Raw genomic sequence first — 12,810 nt, forward strand, 5'->3', positions numbered from 1 at the left:
ATAGGCCGAACCTCCCACACTCGATCAACTTCACCTAAAAATTTTAATCATTAATGCTGTAAATCATGACTATGAATATCCAACAGGCGCTCAACCACATTACCAAGAACATTCATTTGACTCAGCCTCAAATGGAAGAAATTATGCGCAGCATCATGCAAGGTGAGGCAACCGAAGCACAAATTGGTGCTTTAATGATGGGCCTACGCATGAAAGGTGAAAGCATTGACGAAATGACAGCTGCTGCACGTGTCATGCGTGAATTTGCGATCAAGATCGATGTGAGTGATATCAAACATTTAGTTGATATTGTGGGTACTGGCGGTGATGGACAAAATTTATTTAATGTCTCTACAGCATCTAGCTTTGTGATTGCTGCAGCAGGTGCGACCATTGCAAAACATGGTAACCGTGGCGTTTCAAGTAAATCAGGTTCATCAGACCTACTTGAGCAAGCAGGTATTCATCTTGATTTAGATATGCAACAAACCGAACGCTGCATCCGTGAAATGGGTGTAGGTTTCTTGTTTGCACCAAACCACCACAAAGCCATGAAATATGCGGCTGGCCCACGTCGTGAACTTGGTATTCGTAGTATTTTTAATTTACTTGGCCCACTGACCAACCCTGCTGGTGTAAAGCGCTTTGTCATTGGTGTGTTTTCAGATGAACTGTGCCGCCCGATTGCCGAAGTGATGAAACAACTTGGTGCCGAACATGTCATGGTTGTCCATTCAAAAGATGGTCTTGATGAAATCAGTCTTGCAGCTCCGACAACTATTGCTGAGCTTAAAGACGGTGAAATTACGGAATGGACCCTTAATCCTGAAGATGTCGGGATTGAGTCACAAACATTAAATGGTTTGGTTGTCGCAGATGCAACGGCGAGTCTAAAGCTCATTAAAGATGCTTTAAGCAAAAATAAATCTGACATTGGTGAAAAAGCTGCAAACATGATTGCGCTTAATGCAGGCGCAGGCATTTATGTAGCGGGCATTACCAAGACTTATGCTCAGGCTGTTGCATTCGCTCAAGATATTATTTACGGCGGGCAAGCATTAGAGAAAATGAGTGTTTTAGCTGAATTTACTAAAACATTAAAACAATCTCAGGCAGATTAAGGACTTCTCATGATTAATATTCAAAATACCATTTTAGGTAAAATTGTTGACCGTAAACATGAGGAACTTGCTGCGCGTTTAAAACAACGTAATTTGCAAGATGTAGAAGAGCTTGCAAAAGCAGCGACTCCGGTGCGTGGCTTTGCAAATGCTTTACAACATAAACGTCCGGGCGTGATTGCTGAAATTAAAAAAGCATCTCCATCAAAAGGAATCATTCGCGCAGACTTTAATCCTGCCGAAATTGCAGAGCAATATGAACAAGCTGGAGCAGCATGTTTATCGGTATTGACCGATGTTGATTTCTTTCAGGGTGCAGATGAAAATATTGCGATTGCCCGTAATCATTGTGCCCTACCTGCTTTACGTAAAGACTTTTTGGTCGACCCATACAATGTAGTTGAAGCACGTGCTTTGCATGCTGACTGTATTTTATTAATTGTTGCTTGTTTGTCTGACCAGCAACTCGAAGAAATGTCTAAAACTGCGTTTGAGCATCAACTTGATGTATTGGTTGAAGTTCATGACGAAGAAGAGTTGGAGCGTGCCTTAAAGCTTTCTGAGCAATGTTTATTAGGCGTGAATAACCGTAATTTAAAAACCTTTGATGTAGATTTAAATACTACTATTCGGTTGAAAAAATTACTTCCGGCCTCACGTTTATTGATCACTGAAAGTGGTATTGCGACACCAGATGATGTACGTATGATGCAAGAGCATGATATTCACAGTTTCTTGGTTGGCGAAAGTTTTATGAAACAACCACGTCCAGATCAAGCTTTTACTGCCCTTTTTGGACAACCTCAAACGGTTTAATGAAGATATATGAGTAATAAAGATTCATCGCTTTCTAAAGAGCAACAAAAGTTATTGAAGCAATTTAAAAAGCAAATCTCCAATCCTCATTCAAGCAAAATCGCAAATCAGCCTGAGTCTAAAAAATCTCAGGCTGAGTCTGAAGAATTGGAAGACACACATCTATTTAAGCAGGCTGTTGCAGGCGTTAAACCCATCAACAATAGTAATATTGCCGATGTAAAAACCCCACGTGCCAAAAAAGTTGATGCACAAACTCTGGCGAAACGTGCAGCTGCCGAAGGTGGTCGTGATACCGAACATGCCGAGCTATCAGATACACAAGCTGCTTTAAATCCGGTCGCAAGCCAAGCAACGTTAAGCTATCGCATTGCGACTCTTCAACATAAGGTTTTTGAAGACTTAAAAGCAGGCAAGATGCGTTGGTTTGAAGCTGTAGATTTACACGGCTGTACCATTGAACAAGCACGTGACGCAGTTTTACAAATCATCCAGATGGCAAAAGATGAAAATCAAAATGTCATTAAAATTGTGCATGGTAAAGGCCCAGAAGCGGTCTTAAAAACCTATGTCAACGGATGGCTACGCCAACATCGTGATGTTTTGGCATTTGTAAGTGCTCCTGAAAACCAAGGTGGCACAGGTGCCGTTCTCGTACTGCTTAAACGTGCAGAAAAAAATCCAAAATTCGAACAAAAAAAATGATCCTTTGGGATCATTTTTTTACATCAAATACCTGTAATAATTGAGCAACTACTGCAATGGCAATCATTGCAGGTTGTTTCGATGAAATCCCTTCTATCCCGATCGGGCAAACCAAACGTTGTAATGTTTCCGAAGTATAACCTCGCACCTGCATACGTTTTTCAAAAATGGCCCTTTTACTCTTTGAGCCAATCATCCCAACATAAGCAAATGGTTTTGCCGTAGGTTTTAAGGCTGTAAAACACAGTTGCAGATCTAGTTGATGATCGTGCGTTAAAATTAAAACTGCACCTGAACGGTCAAAATGTTCGATCTCGGCGTCTAAGGTATCAGTTGTTATACAGTACGCCTGTTCCAGTAAATCGGATGGGAAAATATCATCACGCGGATCAATCCATTTCACCCTCACACCAATAGGTAATAAACAACGGACAATTGCTTCAGCCACATGCCCCGCGCCACAAATCAGCACTTGCATGGTATTTGGTTGAATCTGCTGGCTAAATTGCCATTCTTCACTGCTGCCAGAATGAAACTCGAAACTTGGTTGTTGTTCCATATCCATCGTTTGCCAAGTGGATGCATATTGATATGAGGCATTACGCCATATATGCTTTCCAGCTCGCCATGCTTGCAAACTCCCAGATAAATCCGACGCAATTTCAGCGGGTAATATTTTTTCAAACAATAACCACATTACTCCGCCACAACACTGCCCAAGCCGAGCACTGAGGTTAAAGCGTTCAATACGCCTCACACAAGTTTCCGATTCTTTTAACATTGCTTTAGCAATATCAATCGCCTGAAACTCTAAATGCCCACCACCGATCGTATCTGACTGCTGCCATTGCTGTTGCAAATTAAATCGCAACAACATCGTTGCACCAACCTCTCGTGGTGTTGAACCATCAGCACGGACCACTGTGACTAATACCATAGGCAACGCATCGGCTTGCCACGCTACAAAATCAGTCCACCATTGTAAATGTTGCATAATCTTCTACATTTTAGCCTGTGGGCGAGCAGCCAAAGCTTGTCCCCGTCCAATAGCAATTGCACGTAAAATTTCCTCGGGAGTTGCCGGAGCATTGAGTACGAGCGGTGCATTTTCTGGAATAGCCGCCTGTACTGCCTGACGAATTGCAGAGAAAACCGATAATGCCAACATAAATGGCGGTTCACCTACCGCTTTAGAGCGATAGATGGTGTCTGCCTGATTTTGATTATTAAATAGTTTGACATTAAAAATATGAGGAATGTCCACACTGGTCGGGATTTTGTAAGTTGAAGGTGCATGGGTAAATAATCGGCCTGCGTGTGGACCCTGCGGCTGCCAATACAACTCTTCTGTCGTGAGCCATCCCATCCCTTGCACAAACCCACCTTCAATTTGCCCAATATCAATTGCAGGGTTAATTGACTGCCCAACGTCATGCAAAATGTCAGCACGTAATACTTTCATTTCCCCAGTTAAGGTATCTATTGCGACCTCGCTAACCGCTGCACCATAGGCATAATAGAAAAATGGACGCCCTAAATGGTTGACCTGATCATAGTGAATTTCTGGCGTTTTATAAAAACCACTATCCCATAGTTGTACACGTGCCATATATGCCCGTTGAACCAAGTCAGGAAATGTCCATGAATGACCATTCGCTGTTGAAACCATACTATCTTCAAACTGGACTTGGTCAGCTTCACTTTGACTTATTTCGGCTGCAAGTTTTGCCAGACGCTCACGAATTTTAATACAGGCATTTTGAACAGCTTTACCGTTTAGATCTGCGCCACTCGATGCTGCAGTTGCCGAAGTATTTGGCACACGAGAAGTATCGGTTGCAATTAAACGAACGCTATCGATGGGTAAACCCAACTCATGTGCAGCAACCTGCCGTACTTTGGTATATAGCCCCTGTCCCATTTCTGTACCACCATGTGTAATCGCGACAGTACCATCCATATACACATAGACCAGTGCACCTGCCTGATTGTAATGCACGGCGTTAAATGAAATACCAAACATTAATGGGGTTAACGCAATACCACGCTTAATGATGTCATTGTTCTGATTAAAGGCATGAATAGTCTGTCTACGCTTCGCGTAATCACTACTTTGCAATAGTTCGGCTACCAATTTTGGCGCAACATTATCACGGACTTCTGCCCCATAGTGCATACGGTCACGTCCACCACCGGGCTGCTCGGCAAAGAAATTGCGCTGACGAATTTCAACTGGATCACAACCTAAATAACGAGCAATGTCATCAATAATATTTTCAATGACAAACATACCTTGCGGTCCACCAAAACCACGATATGCCGTATTGGAAACAGTATTGGTTTTACAACGTAAGTTACGTAGCTCAACTGCATTTAGATAATAGGCATTGCCAATATGGCAAATCGCACGTTCATTCACTGGCCCAGAAAGATCAGCCGAAAAACCACAGTTTGAAGCCAATTGCACCTTTAAGCCTTGCAAAATACCAGTGTCATCAAAAGCTACAGACCACTCATAAGCAAAACCGTGACGTTTGCCTGTAGCACTCATGTCATCATCACGATCTAAGCGTAATTTACACGGACGGCCCGTTTTTTTTGCTGCCAAAGATGCAATGCATGCCCACTGCGCTGACTGTGACTCTTTACCACCAAAACCGCCACCCATACGGCGACTTTCCACGCTGACCTGATGCATATTCATGCCTAATGCATGACAAATCAGTAACTGCATTTCGGTTGGATGTTGTGTCGAGCAATAGACTTTTAAGCTCTGATTTTCTTGTGGAATCGCATAGGAAATTTGCCCTTCAAGATAAAAATGCTCTTGCCCACCCAGCTCAATAGCACCTGAAAGTTGATGTGCTGCGTTTTGAAATGCCTGCTCAACTTCACCATGGCTAAATTCAACAGGCGGCAACACCCACGATTCTTTTTTAATCGCATCTTGAATCGTTAAAATTGGGGTTTCGGGCACATACTCAATTTTTGCTAAGCGAACTGCCTGACGGGCTTGCTGATAACTCTCGGCCACAACCACAAACAAGGCTTGTCCATAAAACTCAACCTGTTCCTCGGCAAAAATTGGATCATCTTTAACAATTGGCCCCCAATTATTTTCAACCTCAATATCTTTTGCAGAAAAAACTGCATGGACACCATCAGCTTGACGTACTGCATCCAAATCAAACTTACTGATTTTGCCTTTGGCACAATTTGAAAATCCAACTGCCAAATGCATGGTATTTTCAAGCTCGGGTAAATCATCAATATAAGTTGCCTGCCCAGTCACATGTAAATGTGCACTTTCGTGTGGAATCGAATCACCTGCTTTAGCTGATTTTTTAGAAATATTTAAGTCAATGGTTTGATTCATATTAGATCTCCACCATAGCAATCAGGTCATTCACACGAGTGAGTGTTTGAGACAGAATTTTTTCTAAATAAAAGCGCTTTAAACAGTTTTTCGCGACGTGTAAACGATACGCTGAGCTAGCACGTCCATCATCTAAAGGCTGATAGTCTTGCGACAATGCCTGCTGCGCCTGAACGATCAATTCTGCTGTAATTTGCTGGCCTTCTAATATGGCTTCTGCATATTTTGCACGTTTGGGAATAGCTGCCATGCCACCAAAAGCAATTCTTACATTGTGAGTGACATCATCATTATCTAACTCACAAGAAATAGCTGCACATACCGCAGAAATATCTTGCTCAAATCGTTTGGCAATTTTATAGCTGGCAAATTTAAAACGTGTCTGCCCTTCACGAAGCGGAATAACAATCGCCTCAACAAACTCACCAAGTTGTAATGCTGTTTTTTGATAGTCTAAATAAAAGTCTTCCAAAGCAATTTCACGAGTCTGCTTACCTACACGCAAAATCAATCGTGTACCTAGCGTAATTAATGCCGGCATTGAATCACCAATAGGCGAACCATTGGCAATATTTCCCCCTAGTGTGCCTGCATTTTTAATCGGCATGGAAGCAAAACGGCGCTGTAATTCTTGAAAATCGGGATAAAAATCTGAAATTTTAATGAGTGCATCGCTCAAACTTACATTTGCCCCAATCGTTAAAGCAAGGTCTGTGACTACAATCTTTTTTAGCTCTTCAACTTGACCAATATAAAGCATATCGCCCAAATCACGGCCCTGCTTTGTTACCCACAAACCTACATCTGTGCTACCTGCAACAATACGTGCTTGCGGCAACTGTAAACGTAAAGTAGCAAAATCCTGCAAAGTCTTGGGTGCAAAAAAATGCTGCTTTTGATCATTCAAATACAATGCAGGTAATGTTCTGATCTCTTTTAATACATCAATTACTTTTTGACGTTCTAATACCACACGTGGATAGTCATAAGCTTTTTGTGCTGCATCTAAAATAGGGCGATAGCCTGTACAGCGACATAAGTTTCCAGAAAGATAATCACTGATTTTATCTTTGCTTAGAGACTGTTGTTCATTTTCATACATTGACCATAACGACATGATAAAACCGGGTGTACAAAAACCGCATTGTGAACCATGTATATCGACCATCGCCTGTTGTACAGGATGAAGTGTGCCATCTTGTACAGGCAATAAGCTATGAAGGTCTTCTACTGTAAATAAGGCTTTACCATCTAAAGTTGGTAAAAACTGAATACACGCATTCACACTACGTAATTGCAGGTTGTCATTGACCAATTCACCAATCACTACTGTACATGCACCACAATCGCCCTCAGCACATCCCTCTTTTGTACCAGTCTGCCTAGTCTTACCAGTTTGAGTATATTCTCGCAGAAATTGTAAAACCGTCATTGTGGGTACTATATTTTCTACTTGCTGCTGACCACCACGGAAAAAGAAGGTGATTGGACGTTCTAACATGTTTTATCCTTATGCTTTATAATAATGCTTCTGTGCAAATATGATGCCATTAGGCGATCATTTAGAACTTATCAATATTAAGCGCACATTTCATGTCCAAACACTTGACTATTAACGATAAAAAACATGAAATTTATTCATCTTTTATCAAGCGTACGGAAAAACCAAAATAAATATAGTGCGAGGATTTATGAACATCAGGTCATGTTTCTGATACAATGCCGAGCTTGTCTAATAGAGTAAATTTATACGTCTTATGTCAATGCAGCAATCGTACGCAAATATTCTGACTGCCGTCGGTGAAGACCTTAATCGTCCCGGCCTTAAAGATACGCCTGTGCGTGCGGCTAAAGCTTTTTCATATTTAACTTCTGGCTATAGTAAAACTTTAGAAGAAGTCACCAATAATGCTGTTTTCCCATCAGATAACCATGAAATGGTATTGGTGAAGAATATTGAATTTTATTCGCTCTGCGAACACCATCTTCTCCCATTCTATGGCCGTGTTCATGTTGCCTATTTACCAGAAGGCAAAGTTCTTGGCTTATCTAAATTTGCACGTATTACCGAGATGTTTGCTCGTCGTTTGCAAATTCAGGAAAACCTTACTCAGCAAATCGCTGAAGCTGTTGCAGAAGTGACTGGTGCTCGTGGCGTTGCTGTAGTCATCGATTCAGCACATATGTGTATGATGATGCGTGGTGTAGGTAAACAAGAATCTACCACCCGTACAGTTTCATTTGTCGGAGATTTTAAAACCGATAAAGAAGCGCGCCGTGAATTCTTAAGTGCAGTACCAGAAAGCTACTAATATAGTTTTTACTGCCTAAATAAAAGCCCGACAATGTTGGGCTTTTTTTATAGCTGAACGCGATAAACTTCAATCCAATTCTATAAAACATAACAATTAAATTAGGTGATTTTTGTTATAAAAGTAGGCATCTTTCTTTTTAAATAATTTATGAGCTAATCCTCTGTACACGACAAATTTCACAGAACCCTTATCCTATCAGGGTTCTGCCTTCTTAAAATTGCCAAAATTTCCTTAAACTCTTCTTTTTTCCCAAAACCAATTAAACGCTGAATCGCCATTTGAACATAGTCTAAACCATAGCGAAATAAACTCATTGAGAGTCGTCCATGCTTCTTTATTTTTATCGCTTTTTTTTGATCATGTTGCCATTCACCCGTTAAGTAACACCAACAGAAGCTTATAGCTAACACCGCAATCAATTTTTTCACTCGTCTAGGGTCTGTCAAGCGCGTATTTTCAAGATTAAACCCGCGTCCTTTGAGACAACTGAATAAGGTTTCAATTTCCCAGCGTAATGCATAATCCTGAATAGCATTGGCATTAAACTGAGGAGAAACGACGAGTAAAAGCTCTCCATTTTCTAACTGTAGTGCACTTATATATAGTTTCACCCGACCAACCAAAATCCGTCGTTTACGACATTCAATTTGACCAACTTTAAGATGGCGAAATAAATCACTAATTTTATGATTCTTTCCTAAATGATTGGTGACAATGAAGTTTTTTTAACACGAATGCAGAAGTTGATGTCTTGTTCAATTAACCATGTAAACCACTGCTCACCGATAAACTCTCTGTCTGCGAACACATTCACAATACGGTCTTTACCAAAAATGGCTATAAAGCGTTGAATCAAAGCAATACGCTCTTTCGTATCTGAATTTCCACGTTTATTAAGCAATGTCCAAAGGATAGGTATCGCTATTCCACGATAAACGATTGCGAGCATCAGGATATTAATATTTCGTTTTCCCCATTTCCAATTGGTTCTATCTAAAGTCAGTTGCACTTGGTCGAATGAAAACATATTGAAAATCAACTGAGAAATTTGACGATAATCAAAATACTGACCTGCAAAGAAGCGCTGCATACGTCGATAAAATGATTGTGGTAAGCACTTGATGGGCAAGGCTTTAGATGCAGAAGAAAGATTACATGTTTGCTTTAAAATAATCACAAGCATGATGAGCGCAAAGCACTTTAAATGTGACTTGTTCCATTTTAGATATTTGTTTAAGATAAGATATAACTCATTGAGATGTGTCATAGTATTCGTCGTTAGAAAACAATTATTATGACATTATTTCAATGAGTTATCTATTTTTATCGTGTACAGAGGAGCTAATCATGCGATTTAAAAAAATTTCTTGTCTACTTTTATCCCCGCTTTTTATTTTTAGTACCTCAATTTATGCGGGCAATACACCAAAAGACCAAGAAATTAAAAAACTGGTAGATCAAAACTTTAAACCGTTATTAGAAAAATATGATGTGCCAGGTATGGCTGTGGGTGTTATTCAAAATAATAAAAAGTATGAAATGTATTATGGTCTTCAATCTGTTCAAGATAAAAAAGCCGTAAATAGCAGTACTATTTTTGAGCTAGGTTCTGTCAGTAAATTATTTACCGCGACAGCAGGTGGATATGCAAAAAATAAAGGAAAAATCTCTTTTGACGATACGCCTGGTAAGTATTGGAAAGAACTAAAAAATACACCGATTGACCAAGTTAACTTACTTCAACTCGCGACGTATACAAGTGGTAACCTTGCCTTGCAATTTCCAGATGAAGTAAAAACAGATCAGCAAGTTTTAACATTTTTTAAAGACTGGAAACCTAAAAACTCAATCGGTGAATATCGACAATATTCAAACCCAAGCATTGGTTTATTTGGAAAAGTTGTAGCTTTGTCTATGAATAAACCTTTCGACCAAGTCTTAGAAAAAACAATTTTTCCGGCCCTTGGCTTAAAACATAGCTATGTAAATGTACCTAAGACCCAGATGCAAAACTATGCTTTTGGCTATAACCAAGAAAATCAGCCGATTCGAGTTAACCCCGGCCCACTCGATGCCCCAGCATATGGCGTCAAATCGACACTACCCGACATGTTGAGTTTTATTCATGCCAACCTAAATCCACAAAAATATCCAGCAGATATTCAACGGGCAATTAATGAAACACATCAGGGTCGCTATCAAGTAAATACCATGTATCAGGCACTCGGTTGGGAAGAGTTTTCTTATCCGGCAACGTTACAAACTTTATTAGACAGTAATTCAGAACAGATTGTGATGAAACCTAATAAAGTGACTGCTATTTCAAAGGAACCTTCAGTTAAGATGTACCATAAAACTGGCTCAACTAACGGTTTCGGAACATATGTGGTGTTTATTCCTAAAGAAAATATTGGTTTAGTCATGTTAACCAATAAACGTATTCCAAATGAAGAGCGCATTAAGGCAGCTTATGCTGTGCTGAATGCAATAAAGAAATAATTTTTCCCTAAAATAAAAAAAGAGAAATAGTCATCATCTATTTCTCTATTTTTTATAGGTATATGGTTTAAAAGAACCAAACATATCCTAAGCTTGATTTCATCCAGTCCAGATGATTTTGTTTTTCATAATCCCAATTAAAGCGAATGGCATTATTACTATTAATGGCATATTGCCACTGTGTATTTAGCCGTAAGTTCCATTGGTTTTGGTCTTCCCAATATGGCAGCTCAACTTGTACCACAGTGTTAAATTTTTCAAGCCACTGATTCATACATCCTAATGTCGGCCCTACTCCCACACGCCAGCCTTTATCTAAATTTGAACCCGCTTGGACATAAGTTTGTACCTGCCCATAGCAAATATATTTACGCTCATAATCTGCAAGACTGTAACCAACCTGAGCATTAAAACTCGCGACGCCATGCTGCTTTTCATCATTATAAACGCCGTCATGAACCGCTTCCTGACGCCAGCCTAAGTTAAATCCCCAAGTCAGCGGAGTTTTAAATGGTTGAATCGGGTTATAAGAGTTCACTTCTAACAGATCAAGATGTTCTAGTTTTAAATGATCATCTCGCCACTGTGCATTACCATTTAAAAATAATAATTGAGTACCGGCACGGTATCCGCCCTGCGGATCTATTAAGTCATGATAAGCCTGTCTATGACCTATCTCGATAAACTTGTCACCTTGCACCTCGCCCAGTTTTAGCGAGACATTACGTGCATTATGGCCTTGAGTCGGCTCGGTTGATGGTCTTTTAGGTTCTTGGCGCTGTTTGTCTAAATCAATCTGACTTCGTAGTGCTAAAAGCTGTCTAAGCTGTGGCTGAGCAAAGCTTTCTTCAACTTTGCGACCAATAAACTGTAGATATAAATCATCATAAGCCATCTCAAGAATTTTGGCCTGATCTGATGGGCTAAATGATTTAAGTGTTTCCGAAGACTCTTTAATTGGCTTCATTGCTAACTGATGAGCAACTTTAGCTAAAGATGCACCATGCTGGTGAGCTTGGGCCAATAATTGAGTTTCTAAAGCAGGTCGATACACAGGAGCTTTAGTGAGTCCCTGTTGTTGCATCGCTTTAATGGTTTCCATTGGAATAGAAGCGTAGTTAAACTTTTCTTGTAGATGAGATTCAGGTTTAACTAAATCGACTAAGCCCAATAACCGATATGCACAGTTATCACTCACAAAGTAATAAGGGAAGCTTACATGTTGCATTTCCCAAATATGACTCACCAAAAACCGCGTTTCTTCTGGAGATAGATTTAACTCATATTCCCACAAATCACGGCTCTCAAAATCACCATATTCTTTTACCTTACGATAGTAAGGCATAAGTGAGTATTCACCCGGATATTGCCCTGTTAAGCCTTTCCATGCATATGACCAGTTGTCATTGCCTGCCACAGTTGCTGCATAGTTTACGGCATAAGAAACGAGGTTTAACTGCTGTTGATCTTTAGGATCTAAACGTAATAAGGTATGGCCAAACATTGAGCTTGGATTACCCATAAAATCTGTAGCGTAAATTAGGGTCGCTTTGTAAGGCTTAATCTGCCCAATCCAGTTTTCAAATTCTGAACATTTTACTTGCGGCAATTCATTTTCTTGAATGCCTAATTGCTGTATAAGCCACTGACTGCGTGCCGGAAATTTACAGCGAATTGACTGGTTATCTTGCGTAGGTATAAATAATGCCGAGATGTCTGCTTTCAGTTCTTCTTTTAAATTATTTTTTCCATTTTCTGATAGAAAATAGCCAGCATAAGTGACCTCACTTTTCTGGTTTTTATTGGCATACATGAGCCTTTGCCATGTAATGTCTTGGTCTAATTTTTTTTGTTCTGCAATGGACCAGTAGTTTTGAATAGATGGATTTGTTTCTGCTGAATACGCAATATTCACTGCCAAAGAGGCAAAAATTAAAACAACCGATTTCATTAAGCTCATCAATTTTAATCATTAAAT

The 12,810-nt window shown here is 40.0% G+C and carries 10 protein-coding genes; 5 read left to right on the forward strand and 5 right to left on the reverse strand.

Annotation, left to right across the window (positions count from 1 at the left end):
• Window positions 1-71: 71 nt before the first annotated feature.
• Genes trpD through EG365_RS02440 form a run of 3 tightly spaced genes read left to right on the forward strand, consistent with a single transcriptional unit; the run spans window position 72 to window position 2,642 of the window.
• Window positions 72-1,121, forward strand: coding sequence for an anthranilate phosphoribosyltransferase (trpD, locus tag EG365_RS02430; RefSeq protein WP_001982145.1), 1,050 nt, complete (start codon window positions 72-74; stop codon window positions 1,119-1,121).
• Between the two features lie 9 nt (window positions 1,122-1,130).
• Window positions 1,131-1,937 carry an indole-3-glycerol phosphate synthase TrpC gene (trpC, locus tag EG365_RS02435; RefSeq protein WP_000608304.1) on the forward strand — a complete coding sequence of 269 codons (807 nt, stop codon included), beginning with the start codon at window positions 1,131-1,133 and terminating at the stop codon, window positions 1,935-1,937.
• Between the two features lie 9 nt (window positions 1,938-1,946).
• Entirely contained in the window at window positions 1,947-2,642 is a 696-nt protein-coding gene (locus EG365_RS02440) for a Smr/MutS family protein (RefSeq protein ID WP_000066126.1), read from the forward strand.
• A 10-nt stretch (window positions 2,643-2,652) separates the two neighbouring features.
• On the opposite strand, the gene xdhC is transcribed toward EG365_RS02440, so the two are convergent.
• Genes xdhC through xdhA form a run of 3 tightly spaced genes read right to left on the reverse strand, consistent with a single transcriptional unit; the run spans window position 2,653 to window position 7,519 of the window.
• Complete coding sequence (xdhC, locus tag EG365_RS02445) at window positions 2,653-3,636, reverse strand: xanthine dehydrogenase accessory protein XdhC (protein WP_001164226.1); 984 nt, start codon at window positions 3,634-3,636, stop codon at window positions 2,653-2,655.
• A gap of 6 nt (window positions 3,637-3,642) precedes the next feature.
• Entirely contained in the window at window positions 3,643-6,018 is a 2,376-nt protein-coding gene (xdhB, locus tag EG365_RS02450; protein ID WP_001076817.1) for a xanthine dehydrogenase molybdopterin binding subunit, read from the reverse strand.
• Between the two features lies 1 nt (window position 6,019).
• A complete protein-coding gene (gene xdhA / locus EG365_RS02455) occupies window positions 6,020-7,519 on the reverse strand; it encodes a xanthine dehydrogenase small subunit (protein WP_000893682.1) in 1,500 nt (499 codons plus the stop codon).
• 262 nt (window positions 7,520-7,781) lie between these two features.
• Between xdhA and folE the strand changes: the two genes are divergently transcribed.
• Window positions 7,782-8,330: a GTP cyclohydrolase I FolE gene (gene folE, locus EG365_RS02460; protein ID WP_001187844.1), complete on the forward strand. Its 549-nt coding sequence runs from the start codon at window positions 7,782-7,784 to the stop codon at window positions 8,328-8,330.
• Between the two features lie 179 nt (window positions 8,331-8,509).
• Here the strand turns inward: folE and EG365_RS02465 are convergent.
• Window positions 8,510-9,600 (reverse strand): IS4-like element ISAba1 family transposase gene (locus tag EG365_RS02465; RefSeq protein WP_085940413.1). Its coding sequence is split into 2 segments (ribosomal slippage): window positions 8,510-9,060 and window positions 9,060-9,600, totalling 1,092 coding nucleotides; the frame shifts between segments, so codons are not numbered across the junction.
• An 80-nt stretch (window positions 9,601-9,680) separates the two neighbouring features.
• Between EG365_RS02465 and EG365_RS02470 the strand changes: the two genes are divergently transcribed.
• Window positions 9,681-10,832, forward strand: coding sequence for an extended-spectrum class C beta-lactamase ADC-25 (locus EG365_RS02470; RefSeq protein WP_001211217.1), 1,152 nt, complete (start codon window positions 9,681-9,683; stop codon window positions 10,830-10,832).
• 67 nt (window positions 10,833-10,899) lie between these two features.
• On the opposite strand, the gene EG365_RS02475 is transcribed toward EG365_RS02470, so the two are convergent.
• Window positions 10,900-12,792: a DUF4105 domain-containing protein gene (locus EG365_RS02475; protein WP_000055516.1), complete on the reverse strand. Its 1,893-nt coding sequence runs from the start codon at window positions 12,790-12,792 to the stop codon at window positions 10,900-10,902.
• Between the last annotated feature and the right edge of the window lie 18 nt (window positions 12,793-12,810).

The sequence above is a fragment of the Acinetobacter sp. FDAARGOS_494 genome, from assembly GCF_003812225.1.
GTDB classification, from domain to species: domain Bacteria; phylum Pseudomonadota; class Gammaproteobacteria; order Pseudomonadales; family Moraxellaceae; genus Acinetobacter; species Acinetobacter baumannii.

What these genes read in the sequence shown, in the direction of transcription:
- trpD (WP_001982145.1), top strand. Translation starts at nt 72, where the DNA reads ATGAATATCCAACAGGCGCTCAACCACATTACCAAGAACATTCATTTG.
- EG365_RS02470 (WP_001211217.1), top strand. Translation starts at nt 9,681, where the DNA reads ATGCGATTTAAAAAAATTTCTTGTCTACTTTTATCCCCGCTTTTTATT.
- xdhB (WP_001076817.1), bottom strand. Translation starts at nt 6,018, where the DNA reads ATGAATCAAACCATTGACTTAAATATTTCTAAAAAATCAGCTAAAGCA.
- EG365_RS02440 (WP_000066126.1), top strand. Translation starts at nt 1,947, where the DNA reads ATGAGTAATAAAGATTCATCGCTTTCTAAAGAGCAACAAAAGTTATTG.
- xdhA (WP_000893682.1), bottom strand. Translation starts at nt 7,519, where the DNA reads ATGTTAGAACGTCCAATCACCTTCTTTTTCCGTGGTGGTCAGCAGCAA.
- folE (WP_001187844.1), top strand. Translation starts at nt 7,782, where the DNA reads ATGCAGCAATCGTACGCAAATATTCTGACTGCCGTCGGTGAAGACCTT.
- EG365_RS02475 (WP_000055516.1), bottom strand. Translation starts at nt 12,792, where the DNA reads ATGAGCTTAATGAAATCGGTTGTTTTAATTTTTGCCTCTTTGGCAGTG.
- trpC (WP_000608304.1), top strand. Translation starts at nt 1,131, where the DNA reads ATGATTAATATTCAAAATACCATTTTAGGTAAAATTGTTGACCGTAAA.
- xdhC (WP_001164226.1), bottom strand. Translation starts at nt 3,636, where the DNA reads ATGCAACATTTACAATGGTGGACTGATTTTGTAGCGTGGCAAGCCGAT.